This is a genomic window from Sphingobium sp. FW306-1B-F04DB (assembly GCF_058781925.1).
Genome location: NZ_JBYSXE010000025.1, coordinates 38,069 through 55,227, shown reverse-complemented (window position 1 = coordinate 55,227; position 17,159 = coordinate 38,069). Strand labels below are relative to the sequence as shown.

At 64.4% G+C, this 17,159-nt stretch carries 15 protein-coding genes, 1 tRNA gene and 1 pseudogene; 7 read left to right on the top strand and 10 right to left on the bottom strand.

Annotated features, from left to right (window positions below; translation table 11 throughout):
* The first annotated feature begins 590 nt into the window (after positions 1–590).
* The 3 genes from AC3WJD_RS12575 (at position 591) to AC3WJD_RS12565 (ending at position 5,459) form a co-directional block, all read left to right on the top strand.
* Positions 591–3,239, top strand: a complete 2,649-nt coding sequence (locus AC3WJD_RS12575) for an Rne/Rng family ribonuclease (protein WP_492746992.1) — start codon at positions 591–593, stop codon at positions 3,237–3,239.
* Positions 3,240–3,336: 97 nt separating this feature from the next.
* Entirely contained in the window at positions 3,337–4,710 is a 1,374-nt protein-coding gene (locus tag AC3WJD_RS12570; protein ID WP_492746991.1) for a M48 family metalloprotease, read from the top strand.
* 2 nt (positions 4,711–4,712) lie between these two features.
* Positions 4,713–5,459 carry a DsbA family protein gene (locus AC3WJD_RS12565; protein ID WP_492746990.1) on the top strand — a complete coding sequence of 249 codons (747 nt, stop codon included), beginning with the start codon at positions 4,713–4,715 and terminating at the stop codon, positions 5,457–5,459.
* A 256-nt stretch (positions 5,460–5,715) separates the two neighbouring features.
* Here AC3WJD_RS12565 and AC3WJD_RS12560 read toward each other — a convergent pair whose 3' ends face one another.
* The 5 genes and pseudogenes from AC3WJD_RS12560 to AC3WJD_RS12540 form a co-directional block, all read right to left on the bottom strand.
* Positions 5,716–6,360, bottom strand: a complete 645-nt coding sequence (locus tag AC3WJD_RS12560) for a hypothetical protein (RefSeq protein WP_492746989.1) — start codon at positions 6,358–6,360, stop codon at positions 5,716–5,718.
* A 38-nt stretch (positions 6,361–6,398) separates the two neighbouring features.
* Positions 6,399–6,649, bottom strand: a pseudogene (locus AC3WJD_RS12555) (inorganic phosphate transporter); the annotation flags it as partial.
* A gap of 6 nt (positions 6,650–6,655) precedes the next feature.
* Complete coding sequence (locus AC3WJD_RS12550) at positions 6,656–7,771, bottom strand: DUF47 family protein (RefSeq protein WP_492746999.1); 1,116 nt, start codon at positions 7,769–7,771, stop codon at positions 6,656–6,658.
* Positions 7,772–7,895: 124 nt separating this feature from the next.
* Positions 7,896–8,570: an RlmE family RNA methyltransferase gene (locus tag AC3WJD_RS12545; RefSeq protein WP_492746988.1), complete on the bottom strand. Its 675-nt coding sequence runs from the start codon at positions 8,568–8,570 to the stop codon at positions 7,896–7,898.
* Entirely contained in the window at positions 8,567–9,628 is a 1,062-nt protein-coding gene (locus AC3WJD_RS12540) for a Ppx/GppA phosphatase family protein (protein ID WP_492746986.1), read from the bottom strand. The genes AC3WJD_RS12545 and AC3WJD_RS12540 overlap by 4 nt, the downstream gene beginning before the upstream one ends.
* 132 nt (positions 9,629–9,760) lie before the next feature.
* On the opposite strand from AC3WJD_RS12540, the gene AC3WJD_RS12535 reads away from it, so the two are divergent.
* Positions 9,761–9,834: transfer RNA gene (locus tag AC3WJD_RS12535), tRNA-Gln, on the top strand.
* 197 nt (positions 9,835–10,031) lie between these two features.
* On the opposite strand, the gene AC3WJD_RS12530 is transcribed toward AC3WJD_RS12535, so the two are convergent.
* From AC3WJD_RS12530 to AC3WJD_RS12510, 5 genes are read right to left on the bottom strand one after another with little or no spacing between them, the layout of a single operon-like run.
* Positions 10,032–10,727: an MIP/aquaporin family protein gene (locus tag AC3WJD_RS12530; protein WP_492746998.1), complete on the bottom strand. Its 696-nt coding sequence runs from the start codon at positions 10,725–10,727 to the stop codon at positions 10,032–10,034.
* Positions 10,727–11,266, bottom strand: a complete 540-nt coding sequence (locus tag AC3WJD_RS12525) for a GNAT family N-acetyltransferase (protein ID WP_492746985.1) — start codon at positions 11,264–11,266, stop codon at positions 10,727–10,729. Before AC3WJD_RS12525 ends, AC3WJD_RS12530 begins: the two co-directional genes overlap by 1 nt.
* Positions 11,259–11,786, bottom strand: coding sequence for an arsenate reductase ArsC (locus tag AC3WJD_RS12520; RefSeq protein ID WP_492746984.1), 528 nt, complete (start codon positions 11,784–11,786; stop codon positions 11,259–11,261). Before AC3WJD_RS12520 ends, AC3WJD_RS12525 begins: the two co-directional genes overlap by 8 nt.
* 5 nt (positions 11,787–11,791) lie before the next feature.
* Complete coding sequence (locus AC3WJD_RS12515) at positions 11,792–12,268, bottom strand: ArsI/CadI family heavy metal resistance metalloenzyme (protein ID WP_492746983.1); 477 nt, start codon at positions 12,266–12,268, stop codon at positions 11,792–11,794.
* Complete coding sequence (locus tag AC3WJD_RS12510; protein ID WP_492746982.1) at positions 12,265–12,597, bottom strand: ArsR/SmtB family transcription factor; 333 nt, start codon at positions 12,595–12,597, stop codon at positions 12,265–12,267. Before AC3WJD_RS12510 ends, AC3WJD_RS12515 begins: the two co-directional genes overlap by 4 nt.
* A 383-nt stretch (positions 12,598–12,980) precedes the next feature.
* On the opposite strand from AC3WJD_RS12510, the gene AC3WJD_RS12505 reads away from it, so the two are divergent.
* Genes AC3WJD_RS12505 through AC3WJD_RS12495 form a run of 3 tightly spaced genes read left to right on the top strand, consistent with a single transcriptional unit; the run spans position 12,981 to position 17,156 of the window.
* The gene (locus tag AC3WJD_RS12505; protein ID WP_492746981.1) at positions 12,981–15,686 is read left to right on the top strand and encodes a TonB-dependent receptor domain-containing protein; all 2,706 of its coding nucleotides are present in this window, start codon (positions 12,981–12,983) and stop codon (positions 15,684–15,686) included.
* A gap of 16 nt (positions 15,687–15,702) precedes the next feature.
* Positions 15,703–16,419 (top strand): hypothetical protein, encoded by a 717-nt coding sequence (locus AC3WJD_RS12500; protein WP_492746980.1) that lies wholly within the window; start codon positions 15,703–15,705, stop codon positions 16,417–16,419.
* Entirely contained in the window at positions 16,416–17,156 is a 741-nt protein-coding gene (locus AC3WJD_RS12495; RefSeq protein WP_492746979.1) for a PepSY domain-containing protein, read from the top strand. The genes AC3WJD_RS12500 and AC3WJD_RS12495 overlap by 4 nt, the downstream gene beginning before the upstream one ends.
* The last annotated feature ends 3 nt before the right edge of the window (positions 17,157–17,159 follow it).

Here is a 17,159-nt window from a genome sequence, read left to right as displayed (position 1 = left end):
GGACGGGGCGGGCCGAGCGGGAGCGTGATGTTGTAGCGGCTGCGCGGTTCGGGGGCTTGGCCGCATCCCGTGCACAGCATGGCGACGAGCAACGGCACCGTCATGGCGCGACGCATGGCGAACATCACTGGAAGCTCCCCGCCCAAATCCCCATATCCGCGGAATGACAGGCAATGCGCGCGGAATCGAGCGAAATTTTCGGCGCGTATCCGACCGCGCGCTCGCAGGCTCGCCAGGATGAACGGCTTTTTGTTGCCCCTGTGGTCGTGCGATGCTAGCGGTGCAAGTCGCTGACGGACCGTGGGGTCCGATCAGCGGTTTTGGATCGTCCCTCGGGGCGATAGTTTCAGGTTGACGCTGCATGAGGCATTTCTCCCCCGCACCGCATTCTGCCCGATGGGCCGGCAATGCTTCGGGCTTGGGGGCGGTTCCGGCACCGATTGCCGGACGTGCGCACGCAGCAACAGCACAGATTTTCATTGCAACCCGGGCGAACGCGACGCGGACCACAGGCTTCCGCGCGCCGTCCCCACAATTTGGCGCGCCGCCGGCCTTGAGTGCCGGCACCGGGCGCGCCCGGAGTATTTTTAATGACCATGCGCATGCTGATCGACGCGCGCCACCGGGAAGAAACCCGCGTGGCGGTCGTCAAGGGAAACCGGATTGAGGAGTTCGATTTCGAGTCCGCCGAGCACAAGCAGCTCAAAGGTAATATCTATCTCGCGAAGGTAACGAGGGTCGAGCCGTCGCTACAGGCGGCGTTCGTCGACTATGGCGGCAATCGCCACGGCTTCCTGGCCTTCAGCGAAATCCACCCCGATTACTACCAGATCCCCAAGGAAGACCGCGAAGCGCTGCTTCGCGAGGAGGCCGAGCACGCCGCCGAGGAAGAGGCGCTGCGCGCCAAAGCCGAGGATGAGGAGGACGAGGCGCACGAGGGCGAGGACAGCGACGAGCATCACGGCGTCGAGGAGGTCTACAATGGCGACCATGGCGACGAAGAGGGTGAGGGCGACGCCGAGGGCAATGGCGAATCCGCCGGCAATGGCGATCGCCGCCGCAGGCGCGGCCGCGCGCAGGCCGATGACGGCGCGGTCGAGGCACTGCGCCAGAAGCGCATGGCGCTGCGTCGCCGCTACAAAATCCAGGACGTCATCCGCCGCCGTCAGGTGCTGCTCGTCCAGGTCGTGAAGGAAGAGCGCGGCAACAAGGGTGCGGCACTCACCACCTATCTCTCGCTCGCCGGACGTTACTGCGTGCTGATGCCCAACACCTCCAACGGGGGCGGGATCAGCCGCAAGATTTCCAATGCCGGCGATCGCAAGCGTCTCAAGTCGATCATGGCCGATCTCAAGCTGCCGAGCACGATGGGCTGCATCGTCCGCACCGCGGGGCTCCAGCGCACCAAGACCGAGATCAAGCGCGATTTCGACTATCTCGCGCGGCTGTGGGACGAGATTCGCGACAAGACGCTGCAATCGAGCGCCCCCGCTTTGGTCTACGGCGACAGCGACCTGATAAAGCGCGCGATCCGCGATATCTACAATCGCGATATCGAGGAAGTGATCGTCGAGGGCGAGGAGGGCTATCGCCAGGCGAAGGACTTCATGAAGCTGCTCATGCCCAGCCATGCGCGGCGTGTAAAACCCTATGCGGATGCGGTGCCGCTGTTCCAGCGATCCAATGTCGAGGATCAGCTCGCCGCGATGTACCACCCGACCGTCCAGCTCAAATCGGGCGGCTATCTGGTGATCAACCCGACCGAGGCGCTGGTGTCGATCGACATCAACTCAGGAAGGTCGACGCGCGAACACGGCATCGAGCAAACCGCGGTCGCGACCAATCTCGAGGCCGCACACGAGATCGCGCGCCAGCTGCGCCTGCGCGACATGGCGGGCCTCGTCGTTATCGACTTCATCGACATGGAGAACAACTCCAATATCCGTAAGGTCGAAAAGGCGGTGAAGGCCGCGCTTTCCAATGACCGCGCACGCATCCAGGTCGGCCGGATCAGCTCGTTCGGCCTGATGGAGATGAGCCGCCAGCGGCTGCGCACCGGCGTGCTCGAGGCATCGACGCGCCAGTGCCCGCATTGCGAGGGCACCGGGCTGGTGCGCACCGCATCGTCGGCGGGCCTCTCGGCGCTGCGCATGCTCGAGGACGAGGCGGCACGTGGACGCGGCAGCAAGCTAACGCTGCGTGCGAGCCAGGAAGCCACGATCTATGTGCTCAACCGCAAGCGTGCCGAGCTTGCCGAGATCGAGGATCGCTACGGCGTCGCCATCGACATCCTGCCCGATGGCGAGACCGAGGGCGCGCGGATGAGCGTCGAATCGAGCGGCCCGCCGCCCGAGCACGCGCCGCGCTTCGAGCCGGTGATCATCGAGGAGGATGAGGATCTTCCGGTCGAGGACGAGGAAGAGTTCGACGAGGAAGAGGAAAGTGAAGGCGGTCGCGAGGAACGTGGCGAGCGGGGCGAGCGTGCCGAGCGCGAGGCTGGCCGCCGCCGCCGCCGCCGTGGCCGTGGGCGCCGCGGTCGCCGCGAGGAAGGGGAGGGCCGCGGCGAGGCCGAGGGTGAGGTTGAGGCCGAGGGCGGTGCCGAAGCCGCCGAAGCCGAAGTGTCGGGCGAAGAGGCCGAGCACGTGACAGCGGAGAGCGAAGCGGGCGAAGGCAAGAAGCGTCGCAACCGCCGTGGTCGCCGTGGCGGCCGTCGCCGGCGCGAAGGCGAAGAGGCGCAGGCTACCGTGGCGGAGCCCGCTGAGGCCCAGGCGCCTGCCGAAGTCGAGGCCGTCCCCGCCGAGGTCGTGGCCGAGTCCGAGCCGGTCGTCGAGGAAAAGCCCAAGCGCACGCGCCGTCGCCCCAAGGCCGAGGCGAAGATCGAGGCTGTTGCCCAGGCTGCTGCCGAGCCGGCGCCCGCTGTCGAAGCACCGGCTGCCGAGGCGGAGCCCGCCAAGCCCAAGCGCACGCGCAAAAAGGCTGCGCCCAAGGCCGAAACCGAGCCTGCCGCCCCCGCTGCCGGAGCTGTGGCGGACGAGCCCGAGGGCGAAGCCGCACCTGCCAAGCCCAAGCGTACGCGCAAGAAGGCGGCGCCCAAGGCGGCTGGCGAAGCGCCCACCGCTGAAGCGCCCGCTGAAGAGGCCGCGGAGCCCGCCGTCGCACCCGCCAACGATGCTGCCGACGAGGGCGAGGATGGCCCGCGCCGCGGCTGGTGGCAGCGGACCTTTGGAGGACAGGAATAGGATCCGGTTCACGGAAGGGTGCGGTCGTCGCGCCGCGCCCTTCCGGAACCCCGCATTTCATCCGGGGTTCATGTGCGGGGGGAGAGGTAGAGGGCAAATGGCCATTCAATTCCGCTCCTTGGTACATGTCGTGCGCGCCGCGGTCGCGTTGCTCGTGTCGCTGGTGCTGCTCGTCCAGCCCGCCATGGCGCAGTCGATCCTGCGCGACGCAGAGACCGAGGCGGTGCTCGACGAAATGTCCGCGCCGCTGATCAGTGCAGCGGGGCTCGATCCCAAGAACGTCAAGGTCGTGCTGGTCGGCGATCCCACGATCAACGCCTTCGTCGCGGGCGGACAGATCGTCTATATCAACTCGGGCACCATCATGCAGGCGGACAACGCCAATGAGGTGCAGGGCGTCATTGCGCACGAGCTCGGCCACATCACCGGCGGCCACATCATCCGCTCGTCCGAAGGGATGAAAACCGCGACGGGCATCACGCTGCTGAGCCTGCTCGCGGGCATTGCCGCGGTCGCCGCGGGTGCGGGCGAGGCGGGCATGGGCATCATGGCGGCGGGTCAGCAGGCCGCGCTCGGCAAATATCTCGCGTTCAGCCGCACGCAGGAATCGTCGGCCGATGCCGCGGGCGTCAGCTTCCTCGAAAAGGCGGGGATCAGCGGCAAGGGTTCGCTCGCCTTCTTCAAGCGCATCCAGAACCTGGAATATCGGCTCGCGATCCCGCAGGACGACAGCTACGGCCGAACCCACCCGCTCAGCGGCGAGCGCCTCGCGGTGCTCGAGCATCAGTACATGGCATCGCCCAACTGGAACAAACCGGTCGATCCGGGGCTCGAGGCGCGCTTCGAACGGATCAAGGCCAAGCTCAAGGGCTTCGCGTCGGAACCCGCAGAGACGCTGCGCGACTATCCCGAGCGCGACAAGACGGAGCCCGCACGCTATGCGCGCGCCTATGCCTGGCACAAATCGGCCTATCCCGACAAAGCGCTCGACGAGGTCAATGCGCTGCTCGCGGCGCAGCCGCACGACCCCTATTATCTCGAGCTCAAGGGCCAGGTCCTGCTGGAGTCGGGCAAGCCCGCAGAGGCATTGCCAGCCTTGCGCGAGTCGGTGGAGCGCACGCGCGCGCAGCCGCTGATCGCGGCGCTGTTCGGCCATGCGCTGATCGCCACCGAGGATCCCAAAAATTTCGACGAGGCGCGCACCGTGCTGCGCGCCTCGGTAACGCGCGACAACGAAAATCCCTTCGCATGGTACCAGCTCGGCGTGGTTTATGAGCGCGAAGGCGATCTGCCGCGCGCGCAGCTGGCCACCGCCGAGCGCTACACGCTCGAAGGGCGTCCGCAGCTCGCACTTGCCAATGCGCGCCAGGCGATGCAGGGGATCAAGGAAGGCACCCCCGACTGGCTGCGCGCGCAGGATATCGCGATGGTCTCGGAAGCCGCCGTACAACAGGAACGCCGCAGGCGATAAACATGTCCAAGGGAAAATCGATCATGATCGCCGTTGCCGCGTTCCTCGCGGGTGCCGCCGGCACCGCGCTCGCCACGGGTGCGCTGTCCTCCGCTCCGCAGGTGAGCGACGCCGAACGCGCCAAGATCGAGGCGGTGGTGCGTGACTATATCCTCTCGCATCCCGAGATCATCCCCGAGGCGATCCAGAAGCTGCAGAACCGCGAGGCCGCAAAGTCGATCGACGCCAGCCGCAAGGCGCTTGAAACCCCGTTCGCCTCGGCCTGGGCGGGCAATCCCAACGGCAACGCCACGCTCGTAGTCTTCTTCGACTATGCCTGCGGTTTCTGCCGCCGCAGCCTGCCCGATATCGAGCGTCTGCTGAAGGAGGACAAGAATCTCAAGATCGTCTTCCGCGAACTGCCGATCCTGAGCGAGGACAGCGAAAAGGCAGCGCGCGTCAGCCTCGCGGCGGCTGAGCAGGGCAAGTTCAAGCATTTCCACGACGCCCTCTATGCGTCCGGCCGGCCGAGCGCTGCGGCAGTCGAAAAGGCGTCGCGCGATGCGGGGCTCGACGTGGCGTCGGTCCAGACCGCGATCAAGTCCGACGCGGTCCAGCGCGAGATCGACAGCAATGTCGCGCTCGCCCGCGCGCTCGGCTTCAGCGGCACGCCGAGCTGGGTCGTTGGTGATCAGGTGCTCAACGGCGCGGTCGGCTACGACACGCTCAAGGAGGCGATTGCCGAGGCGCGCAAGTCCTCGGGCGACTGACGTCCCGTTTGGACCCAGTTACGGGTATGGCGCTTCCGCCCTCTCCCGCTTTCGCGGGAGAGGCAACGGAGACTTGGCCACTTGCGGCCTAGTCGTAGTCGGTGAGGGCTTTTCCGGCCTTACGGCGGGCTCGGCGCGTTGGTGAAAAGGGAAGAAGACCCTCACCCCACCCTCTCCCGCAAAAGCGGGAGAGGGCTCAAGGTCGCGTCCGCTTTCCACCCCATCCACTATCCCGCCAAACGGCAAATGCCTACGCTCAGCTGAAGCTGAAATTGACCGGTGCCGGGTCGGGCTGGCCTTCGAATGCCTGGTCGCCATAGGGGCCCTCGCGATCGACCCAGTGCAGGAAGAGGTGCGCCGACCAGCCATTGGGGTTGGGCGTGATCCGCCCGTGGCGGTGGTGCACCCCCTGATAGAGCACCGCGTCGCCCACCTGCATCGGGATCGCCGCAAAGTCCTCACCGCCGAAATCGAGGTCCACCTTCGCCGAGGGTTCGCTGCGCCGCTTCTCGAGTTCGAGCGGCCATGGTTCTCCGTCGCTGTAATCGAGCGTCAGCGACAGGCTGTGCTCGCAGGCGTGGCGGTCCGAATGCACGTGGCAGACGTCGCCCTCGCGATAGATGCGGAAATAATCATAGGTCGGTAGCAGGTCGCGGCCGGTCAGCTCGCGCATGATCGCGGTCAGGCCCCACAGAAAGAAGCGCATCGGCTTGTAGTGGTTGCCATAGACCTCGAAGGCCGGACGATTGAGCAGGTTCACATGGTTGGTGACGCCGCTCAGCGGGATCGCGCCGGGGCCCATATCGGCTTTCAGATCCTGCAGGAAGGCGCGTGCCACCTCGGGCGGAACAAGGCCCTTGAGATGCGCATAACCCTGCTCGTGATAACCGCTCGCGTTCATATCCCGATCGCTAGAACGGACGCTGGCGCCGCGCAAGTTCAGCCGAACTGCCCGGCGAGAAGGTAGAAGCCGGCGCCGATCGCGGCAGCCGCGGGCAACGTCACCACCCAGGCGACGACGATGCTGCTCGCCACGTTCCAGCGCACCGCCGACAGACGGCGCGATGCGCCGACGCCGACAATCGCGCCCGTGATCGTGTGCGTCGTCGACACCGGCACGCCCAGCCCCATCGCCGTCTGGCATGAGATACCACCCAGAAGGGCACATGGAAGCTGCCGCCGAGCATCCCGGCGCGTCAGGCGTGGTCGATGACGAGACCCTGGATCTCGTTCGCGACGTCCTCGAAACGGTCGGTCACCTTTTCCAGATGGCTGTAGATCTCGCGCCCGACGATGAAGCCCATCGGATGCGTCTCGCCTTCCTTCTTGAAGAGCGCCTTCAACCCCGCCTCGTGGATTTCGTCGGCATGGCCTTCGAGCCGCACGAGCCGCTCGGTAAGGTCGTGCAGCCGCGCCGCATTGTTGTTGAGCGAGCGCAGCAGCGGCATCGCCTCGGCGGTGATGCGCGCGGCCTCGACGATGATCGCGCTCATGTCCTGCATCTGCGGCGCGAATTCGGTGACCTCGAACAGCTGGATTGCCTTGGCGGTCTGGTTCATCTGGTCGATCGCATCGTCCATCACCCCTATCAGCCCGGTGATCGCGCTGCGGTCGAAGGGGGTGATGAAGGTGCGGCGCACGTCCTGTAGCACCTCGCGGATGATGTCGTCGGCCTCATGCTCGCGGTCGAAGATCTCGCGGCAATGCTCGGCCATGTCGGGACCGCCCTTGAGCAGCTTGGCGAGCGCATCGGCCCCCGCCACCAGCGTCGCGGCATGATCCTCGAACTGCTCGAAGAACCGCCCCTGCTTGGGCATCAGGGCCTGGAGCCAGCGCAGCATCGATATTCTTTCTCCCCCCTGGATGCGCAACCACAGAATCGCGCGGGTCAGCGCACTGGGCTCGTTGGGCGGCTCACGAAAAGCCGCAATGATCGATTTGAGATCGGGCTCGTCGACCGCATTGGCGGCGTCGGGCACCGAGAACCAGCGCTGGTCGCGCTGCTCGCGCTCGGGCCAGTCGATCGACTGGTGCGTCACCGCCAGCGGGAAGACGTCGACCGTCGCGGTGCGCGCGCTGCCATCCCGCTGTCGCTTGCGATAGCTGTAGCGGCCGAGCGGGGCGGGGCAGGCGATGCCCCCAATGCCCGCTTCCTCGAACGCCTCATGCTCCGCCGCACGATGCGCCGCCAACCCCTTGATGCGGTTGCCCTTGGGAATCACCCATCGCCGCGTCTCGCGCGAAGTGATCAGCAGGATCCGCATGCTCCCGCTTTCGTCCATCGTATAGGGAAGGGCGGCGATCTGCCGAATGGTCATGACTCCCGTGCTGCAACGGAACTGTCACAAAACCGTCACGCAATTGCAGCATGTGCAACGAGACGCGCGTGCCCGCAAGGGGCAAGTTCGGATGTCGCACAAACAGCCGCGATATGCGCTATTCCTTCTCTGCCCGCCCCTTGAAGCCCTGCGCGATCACATACCATTCGGAGGAATCCTTGCGGCTCGCGGGCGGCTTGGCGTGCTTCACCGTCGTGAAGTTGCGCTTGAGCATCGCGAGCAGCTCGTGATCGGTGCCCCCCGCAAAGACCTTGGCGACATAGGCGCCGCCGGGCTCAAGCACGTCGACCGCGAAATAGGCCGCCGCCTCGACCAGCGCCATGGTGCGCAGGTGGTCGGTCTGTGCATGGCCTACGGTGTTGGCTGCCATGTCCGACATCACCAGGTCGGCGGGGCCGCCCAGCGCATCGTTAAGCATCTCGGGTGCGCGATCGTCCATGAAATCGAGCTGGAAGATGGTGACGCCATCGATCGGATCAGTGGGCAGCAGGTCGATGCCGACCACCGCCGCGCCGGGTGCCTTCTTGCGCGCGACCTGGCTCCAGCCACCGGGCGCGATGCCGAGATCGACGATTCGCCTGGCGCCTTTGAGCAGCCCGAATTTCTCGTCGAGCTCGATCAGCTTGTAGGCCGCACGGCTGCGATAGCCTTCGGCCTTGGCCTTGCGCACATAGGGATCGTTGAGCTGGCGCTCGAGCCAGCGCGTCGAGGCGGCGGTGCGCCCCTTGGCGGTGCGGACTCGCTGCCGCCCGCCGCTCCCTCCACGGCTCATGTCGGTTTTCCGTCGCGTGCCATCAGTCGCCGCAAAATGCCCTCACGAATCCCTCGATCGGCGACGCCTAGCCGCTCGGCGGGCCAGATGTCGATGATTGCTTCCAGGATGGCGCAGCCCGCGACGACCAGATCGGCGCGCTCTGCGCCGATACAGGGCTGGATCTGGCGCTCCGGGAGCGACATGCGTGAAAGCCGGTCGCTGATCTTGCGCATCGCCGCGGCGGGCACGATCAGCCCGTCGATCGCGCTGCGATCGTAGGAACTCAGCTCGAGATAGAGGCTGGCAAGCGTCGTCACCGTGCCGCTGGTGCCGAGCAGCCGGATATCGGCGGGGGGATGCGCGGGCAGGCGCGCCGCAAAGGAGGCGAAGCTTTCATGCACGCGCTGCTTCATCCGCGCATAGGCCGCCAGCCGCACCGACAGGTCTGTATGGCTCGCCTCAGGCTCGTGTTCGGTCAGTGAGACGACGCCCCAGGGGGCGCTCAGCCAGTCTACGATGCGCGGATGCCCATCCTCGGTCTCCACCAGCACCAGCTCGGTCGATCCGCCGCCGATGTCGAAGACCAGCGCGGGCCCGTCGCCGGGCTCGAGCAGCGCATGGCAGCCCATCACCGCCAGTCGCGCCTCTTCCTCGGCGGTGATGATGTCGAGCGCGATCCCCGTCTCGCGATAAACCCGGTCGATGAACTCGCGGCCGTTGGAGGCCCGCCGGCACGCCTCGGTCGCGACCGAGCGCGCCAGCGTCACATGTCGGCGCTTGAGCTTTTCGGCACAGACCGACAGCGCGGCGATCGCGCGCTCGATCGCGGCGTCGCTCAGCTTGCCCGACGCCGCGAGCCCTTCGCCCAGCCGGACGATTCGCGAAAAGGCATCGATCACGACGAAGCCGTCGCCTTCGGGCTTCGCGATCAGCAGCCTGCAGTTGTTTGTGCCAAGATCGAGCGCCGCATAGGCGCGGCGTTGCGGCCACCGCGCACTGGTTGTCCGTCTCGTTGCCGCGCTGCCCGCCGGAAAACTGGCGGGTTGCTGCGGCGATGGCAGGGAACTCTCACCCATTGCCGTCAGTCACTCTTATGTTCTCCGGCAGGGATACCGCCGGTACTTGGCCGTGAGACTATCGGCAGGTTGGATTTACTGCAAGGCGGCGTTGACAGCGTGCGGCGAGCCGCCTATCTGCCGCCTCCGCACTGCCCCGTCGTCTAAAGGTAAGACTACGGACTCTGACTCCGTCAATCGAGGTTCGAATCCTCGCGGGGCATCCAAGCGCTTGACAAATTTCACCAGAGACCGCTTATTTTTGCATTTTGAGCGGTCGAGTGCCGGCTGGCGGCAACACCCCATCTTACCTGCTCGACGATCCGGCTATGCGATTCGCTGGGATCTGTATTGGCGAGTGATGAGGTGTCGCTAGCGAATTCAGTCACTTGTAAGTTTCGACTTGCCGATGTTCCCTGTGATTTCACTGATGATGATGGGCTCGCTCGATGCACTCGGCGATCTTTGACGGGAACAGGAACCTGCTAGCAACTGCGCCGAGTACGGCTCCGACGAGCTGCGCCATTATGAAGGCAGCAGCGTCCTGCGGGGCGATGCCAGCGAAGCTGTTGGATAGGCTCCGCACCATCGTGATCGCCGGATTGGCAAAGCTCGTGGAAGAAGTGAACCAGTATGCGGAGGTGATGTAGAGCGCCACCGTTGCTGGCACCAAGCTGGGGCGATGGCGGACGGTTCCCAAGATTGTGAGAATGAGGCCGAAGGTTGCTACGGCCTCGCCGGTCCATTGGCCGAGGCCAGTCCTCTCTTTGAGTGAGTATTGCCAGATCGGCAGATCGAACATCAGGTGTGCGGCCAAAGCCCCGACGAGGCCACCCAATAGCTGCATGACGATATAAGGAGCGACGTCTTTCCAATGTAAGTCGCCTCGCGCTGCCATAACCAGCGATACGGCTGGATTGAAATGTGCGCCTGAGATCGGGCCGAGCATGGCGATAAGCACGAACAGGATCGCCCCGGTCGCAATCGTATTCGCCAAAAGCGCAATGGCGACGTTCCCGCCTGCTAGTGCTTCGGCCATGATGCCGGAGCCGATGACGGCAGCGAACAAGAAGAAGGACCCGACCGCTTCTGCTGCCAGTCGTTGGCTTCTTGGATGGATCACGGCTCGTTGCCCGGCGCTGCGCTATCACCAGGGCCCAAGGCTCGCTGCATGTAGAGCGTATCCAGCCACCCTCCGAACTTCCGGCCGACTGATCGCATCCGCCCGGCCTCGACAAATCCCGCTTTGACATGAAGGGCCACGGAGGCTGGCTCGGCCCCTCCTATGACGGCGATCATCTGACGAAAGCCCGCTTGTTCGGCCGCCTCCAAGAGAGCAGTTAGCAACTCACTGCCAACGCCCTGCCCGAGATGCGAGGCGGCAACATAGATGCTGTTCTCGCACGTCGAGGCGTAGGCTGGCCTGTCGCGAAACTGCGTGGCGTAAGCGTAGCCCACAACGCCCTCGTCTTCGGCAATCAGGAAAGGCCAGCCGCGTTCATCGCACTCGACGATCTTCGCCACAGTCTCCGCCTCGGTGCGCGGCACCGTGTCAAAGGAGGCAGTGCCATGGGCAACGTGATAGGCATAGATCGCAGTGACAGCGGCGGCATCAGCAACTCGGGCTTGCCGGATGCTCGGAGCCCGCCGTTCAGCCATCAGCTCGCTCGTTCGCTCCGATGCTCGCGCCTGCAATCCTGCCAATCTCGCGTACCTGCTTACGGCCTTCGAGTGTCGCCAGTGCCTCCTCCGGCAAGCTAAGCAGAAGCGAGATGCGGCGCTGTAGGTAGCTCATAGCAGTGACGAAGGCTTGGCGTTGACCTTCCCCCTCGACCACAGCCGGGTCCTCGATACCCCAGTGGGCAGTGGTGGGATGGCCGGGCCAGATCGGGCACGTCTCACCCGCCGCGCTGTCGCAGACGGTTATGATCAGGTCCATCTGCGGAGCATCGGCACCGGCGAACTCCTCCCAGCCCTTGGACCGCAGGTCATCAATCGGGAAGCCTTGCTCGGACAGCAGGGACAGTGCCGCAGTGTGAGGAACGCCCTTGGGCTGGCTCCCCGCGGAGTAGGCGCGAAAGCGGCCAGCGCCGTCGCGGTTCATCAGCGCCTCGGCCAGAATGGAGCGCGCCGAGTTGCCGGTGCACAGGAAGAGGACGTTGCGGATGCGATCGGCCATGGCGATCAACCGCAGCTAGCGTTGCAAGCCGCAACCTTTGGCATCGTTGGCACGCAGCAGGTGTCAGTGGAGGCATTGGGCGATAACGAGGCAAGGAATGGGCTGTCGCCGTAAACGGTTGCCTCCCCATTGGTGTAGAAGGCTTCCCACACCACGCCGTCAGGGTCGCTGATCCAAGACTTCTCGCTCGTCGCATAGCAACACGTAGTCGCGCCCTCCTCAAGCACAGGGCGATCGGCAGCCTTGAGCCGACCATAGACTTCAGTCAGCTCCTCGTTGCTTTCTACCTGGATGCCCAGGTGCTCGATGCCCTTGGCCACATGGTCACCCGCCGAGATGGCGAAGTTCACACGCGGATCTTCCAGCATCCACTTGGCATAGTCTTCCTTGGTCACGGTCGGCTCCGCACCAAACAGCGAGGAGTAGAACCGAATGGACTGGTCGAGGTCCTTCACCCCGACATGGACATGCAGACGCTTCATGCGGATTTCCTTTCAGCGTTTGGGGGGGCCGCAGGAGCGCAATCCGCACCGCCGCAACAGTTCTCCATGAGGTACCCGACCAACGCGTTCATCGCGTCATAGTTGGCGGTATAGATGAGCGAGCGTCCTTCACGCCGCTGCTCGATCAGTCCGGCCCTGTGGAGGTGCGCGAGATGGAAAGAGAGCGACGAGTTCGGGACTGACAGGGCGTCAGCGAGCGCACCAGCCGACATGCCACCTTGGCCCGCTTGGACAAGAAGCCGGAACAGGGCCAAACGATGCTCCTGTGCCAGTGCGCCTAGTGCGTCGATGGCTTTGGCAGATTGCATGGCAACCTCTTGGACGTTTCGAGTTTAATCGAAATGACATGCCGCCCAGCCGCTTGTCAACAACATTTCGAGAGGAGTCGAAAGGTAGTCGTTGGAGCGCCACGCCACGACCCGCATTTGAGCCTCAGCAATGAGGACTTCTGAGCACAAATGGTGCATCAGCGGAAAGTCATGCCTGCGAGTGTTTCAGAAAATCGTACGAAGATGGAAAAAAATTTCGTCCCCTTTGAGGGGTAAGGGATTTGGCTGCGTATTCTTAGGGTGGAATGCAACCTGCGAAAATTGATCTAAACTATTGAAAAAACAGTAAGAATCTGGGTTGACCTGTATATACAACCAGTGCTCTCTGTCCCCAACTAGAAGACGGGACAGGGAGCAATCGCATGAAGAAGAGGACGGCGCTGCTACTCGGCGCGACCATTTTGGGGGGACTGTCGACGCCGGCTTTGGCGCAATCGCAAGCTTCAGAGAGCGATACCGCCGAGAGCGTAAGCAGCGGCGCAGGCGAAATCATCGTAACGGGCTCACGGATTCGCAGGCAGGATCTGGCAGGCGTCGGGCCAGCGACCGTCGTCTCGGCCGAGCAGATCGAGAATACCGGCGTGGTCAACATCGAGACCGTCCTGCAGCGGCTCCCCGCCAATGCCGGCTTCGCGGGCAACCAGAGCTCGGCCTATTGGACGAACAACGGCTACGGCACCGCGCAAGTCAATCTGCGCGGCCTCGGCATCAAGCGCACGCTCGTCCTGCTGAACGGCCGACGGCTTGTGGCAGGCGGTACGGGCGCCAATTCCTCGCCCGACCTCAACATGATCCCGGTCGTCGCACTCGCGCGCACCGATGTGCTGAAGGACGGGGCCTCGGCGATCTATGGCGCGGACGCGATGGCGGGCGTGGTCAACCTCGTCACCCGCACAGATTATGAGGGGCTGGGCGTCAGCGCGCGCTACGGCATCACCGAGCGCGGCGATGGCTCCGACTTCTCGGCCGACCTGATCTGGGGAATCCGCAACGACCGCGGCGGCTTCATGGCCGCGGTCACCTATCAAAAGACGAGCGCGGTTAACATGGCGAGCCGCGCGCCTTGCTCGCTCGCCGAGACGACGCCCGGCACGCTGTCCTGCGTCAACAGCGCCTCCACGATCGGCGGGCGCGCGGTGCTGCCCAACGGCCAGCAGATCAACTTCAACCAGGTGCCGGGCGGCAACGGCAATTTCTTCGAGCCCTACAACGCCGCCAAGCACAACTTCAATTCGGCGCCATTCCTGAATGCGGTGAGTCCGGTCGAGCGCGTCAGCACCGCGTTCTTTGCGGACTATGATCTCACCGACGACATCGCAGCATTCGGCGAATTCCTCTACACCTTCCGCAAGTCGAACCAGATCGCGACGCCGGGTACGCTCAGGAACCTCGCGATCTCGGCGAGCAATCCCACCAATCCCACCGGCCAAAACATCGTCCTCATCCAGCGCCGGCTCGCCGAGCCGGGCCCGCGTCAATTCTTCCAAGAAACCGATACCTGGCAGGGCACGATGGGCCTTCGCGGCACGTTCGCCAATGACTGGGCCTGGGAAGTGGCGGGCAGCTTCGGCCGCAACACCGCGGTCGACGGCTCGACCAACATCGCCAATCTCGAACGCGTGCGCAACACGATCGACACCAGCAAGTGCAGTCTCGCTGCAGGGGCGGCCATTCCCTGCGCCGACTATCTGGGCTTTGGCGATCTGACCCCGCAGGTGCTCGACTATATCCTCTTCACCTCGCGCGATCGCGGCGGCAACGAGCTTGCGACCGCCACTGCCGATCTGACCGGCAGCCTTTTCGAGCTGCCCGCCGGACCCGTCTCGTTCGCGACGGGCGCGGTGTACCGCAAGGAAAAGGGCTGGCGCGATCCCGACCCACTGACGGTGCTCGGCGTCGCCAATACCAACCAGCAGGATCCGATCTCAGGATCGAGCACCGCCAAGGAAGCCTATCTCGAACTCTCCGTGCCCGTGCTCGCCGATGCGCCCTTCTTCAAGGCGCTGACGATGGACGGTGCGGTGCGCTATTCGAACTACAACCTGTTCGGCAGCGACTGGAACTACAAGCTCAGCGCCGACTGGATGATCAACGACGATATCCGTCTGCGCGGTACCTATGGCACTGGCTTCCGCATCCCCAATGTCCCTGAGCTGTTCGGCGGCGTTTCCGAAGGCAATCTGACGACGACCGATCCGTGCAGCCGCTATTCGACCAGCGGCAATGCGACGCTGATCGCCAACTGCCAGGCTTCGGGCGTCCCCGCCAACTATGTCCAGTTGGGCACCACGATCCTGACGACCGTCGGCGGTAACGAGGATCTTCAACCCGAAAGCTCCACCACCTGGACGATCGGAACGGTGATCCAGCCGAAAGGCCTTGTGCCCGGCTTGTCGCTCACCGCCGACTGGTTCGACATCGACATCAAGGACGCGATCCGCGCGATTCCGGGCTCGACCAAGCTGGCGGTCTGCTATGCCAGCACCAATCTCTCGAGCGAATTCTGCGACGATTTCACGCGCAGCCCGCTGACCGGCGAGGTCACCTTCCTATCAGCGCAGCCGATCAACACCGGCCGCGAGCAGATGAACGGGCTTGACCTCGGGCTCGTCTACAACCGGACAATCGGCGATGTCGCGGTGTCGCTCGACCTCAATGTCACCTACCTCAACAAATATGTCGTGCTGCCCTTCCCAGGGGGTGATCCGATCAACTTCGACGGCTTTATCGGCGGCGGCAATGGCGGATATCCGAAGTGGCGCGGCTACGGGGTGCTGACCGCCGAGAAGGATGGCTTCAGCGCGACCTGGTCGACCCAGTGGATCGGCAAGGCAACCGACTTCAACGCGTCGCCCGGCGAGATCGGCTACAAGACGCCCAATGTCTTCTACCACAACGCCCAGCTCGCCTTCGAGGTGGACGAGAAGACCCGCTTCCAGATCGGCGTCGACAACATCTTCGACAAGAAGGCGCCCTATATCCAGAGTTTCACCGATGCTAACACCGACACCATGACCTACGACCTGCTCCGCCGACGGTTCTATGTCGGTTTCCGCACCGCGTTCTGAGGCAAGGAAGACGGACTTGGCAAAGATACGCTGGCCGCTCGTCGTCCGACGGACGCACAAATGGATCGCCCTGTTCATGGGGCTCCAGGTGGTGCTCTGGACGCTGACGGGCTTCTACATGGTGGTCGTTCATATCGACACAATCCATGGCGACCACCTTGTGCAGGCACCCGCCGTGCGAGCCTTCGACCTTGCCGGCCTCGCGCCGCCGTCACGCATTGTGACGGCGGGGCCGGGGACTTCGGAAGTGCGGCTCCTGCGCCATTTCGACAAGCCCGTCTGGCGCGCTGAGACGCCTGAGGGTCCCGCGCTCTACGACGCAAGGACCGGCAACCGTCTCGCGCCGCCCAGCGAGCAGGACATCCGTGTGCTCGCGAGGCGCGTCTACACGGGGCAAGGGGGCATCGTTGCGGTCAAGCTACTGACCGAGGCACCGCGGGAGATGCAGGCGCGCAAGCCGCCTTACTGGCAGGTCGAGTTCGAAGGCTGGAACCGGCCGACATTCTATCTATCGCCCGCGACGGGCGAGCTCATCTCGCGGCGGCACGCGCTCTGGCGCGTGTTCGACTTCGCCTGGATGCTCCACATCATGGACTATGACGAGCGTACCAACGTCAACAATCCGCTCCTTCGGGTCGCAACCTGGAGCGCGTTTGCAATGGCCGTGAGCGGCGCATGGCTGCTCATCTGGTCTTTCCCGCGGCGCAAGAAGAAAAAGAAGGCTACGGCATGAAACGCATCCGTCTCTCCCCGCTGTTCTTCCGCCGCATCCACAAATGGGTGGGGCTGATCCTGGGGCTCCAGTTCCTGCTCTGGGCGCTAAGCGGCTCGGTGATGGCGCTGCTCGACATGGACGAGGTCGGTGGCCATGACATGGCGGCGACGCACGCCCATCCGCTGCCGTCCGATACCGTCTTCATCGATCCGGCGAAGATTGCCGGGCTCGGGCCTATCTCGGGGGTGACCTTGCGCGATCTCGCAGGCCGACCGGTCTATGAGCTTCGTACCGCCAAGGGAATGCGGCTGGCTGACGCCACTGATGGAACACCCGTCACCATCGACGCCGATACGGCGCGCGCAGTCGCGTCGATGATGAACGAAGCGTCGATCCGCGACGTCGAACCCCTCTCCAAGCCCAATCTCGAGGCGCGCGAGCATAAGGGTGCGATGTGGCGCGTGAATTTCGCGGATGCGGCCAACAGCAGCGCCTATGTGTCGGCCGAAACCGGTCGCTTCCTCGTCATGCGCGGCGACACCTGGCGGACCTGGGACTTCTTCTGGATGCTCCACAATATGGACTATGTGAACCGGACCAACTTCAACCATCCGCTCATCATCTTCATGGCTTTCGGCGTACTCTGGCTGTCGGGCACCGGCTTCTATCTGCTTTTCAAGAGCTTCAGTCGCGCGGATTTCCGCTGGCTGCGCCGCCGCAAGCCCCCGGTCGCGAAACCCGTTACCTACATCTAGGCG

Bases quoted from the DNA above. Each gene is read 5' to 3' on its own strand.
- AC3WJD_RS12575 (WP_492746992.1), top strand. From the start codon at position 591: ATGACCATGCGCATGCTGATCGACGCGCGCCACCGGGAAGAAACCCGC.
- AC3WJD_RS12570 (WP_492746991.1), top strand. From the start codon at position 3,337: ATGGCCATTCAATTCCGCTCCTTGGTACATGTCGTGCGCGCCGCGGTC.
- AC3WJD_RS12565 (WP_492746990.1), top strand. From the start codon at position 4,713: ATGTCCAAGGGAAAATCGATCATGATCGCCGTTGCCGCGTTCCTCGCG.
- AC3WJD_RS12560 (WP_492746989.1), bottom strand. From the start codon at position 6,360: ATGAACGCGAGCGGTTATCACGAGCAGGGTTATGCGCATCTCAAGGGC.
- AC3WJD_RS12545 (WP_492746988.1), bottom strand. From the start codon at position 8,570: ATGAGCCGTGGAGGGAGCGGCGGGCGGCAGCGAGTCCGCACCGCCAAG.
- AC3WJD_RS12540 (WP_492746986.1), bottom strand. From the start codon at position 9,628: ATGGGTGAGAGTTCCCTGCCATCGCCGCAGCAACCCGCCAGTTTTCCG.
- AC3WJD_RS12525 (WP_492746985.1), bottom strand. From the start codon at position 11,266: ATGGCTGAACGGCGGGCTCCGAGCATCCGGCAAGCCCGAGTTGCTGAT.
- AC3WJD_RS12520 (WP_492746984.1), bottom strand. From the start codon at position 11,786: ATGGCCGATCGCATCCGCAACGTCCTCTTCCTGTGCACCGGCAACTCG.
- AC3WJD_RS12515 (WP_492746983.1), bottom strand. From the start codon at position 12,268: ATGAAGCGTCTGCATGTCCATGTCGGGGTGAAGGACCTCGACCAGTCC.
- AC3WJD_RS12510 (WP_492746982.1), bottom strand. From the start codon at position 12,597: ATGCAATCTGCCAAAGCCATCGACGCACTAGGCGCACTGGCACAGGAG.
- AC3WJD_RS12505 (WP_492746981.1), top strand. From the start codon at position 12,981: ATGAAGAAGAGGACGGCGCTGCTACTCGGCGCGACCATTTTGGGGGGA.
- AC3WJD_RS12495 (WP_492746979.1), top strand. From the start codon at position 16,416: ATGAAACGCATCCGTCTCTCCCCGCTGTTCTTCCGCCGCATCCACAAA.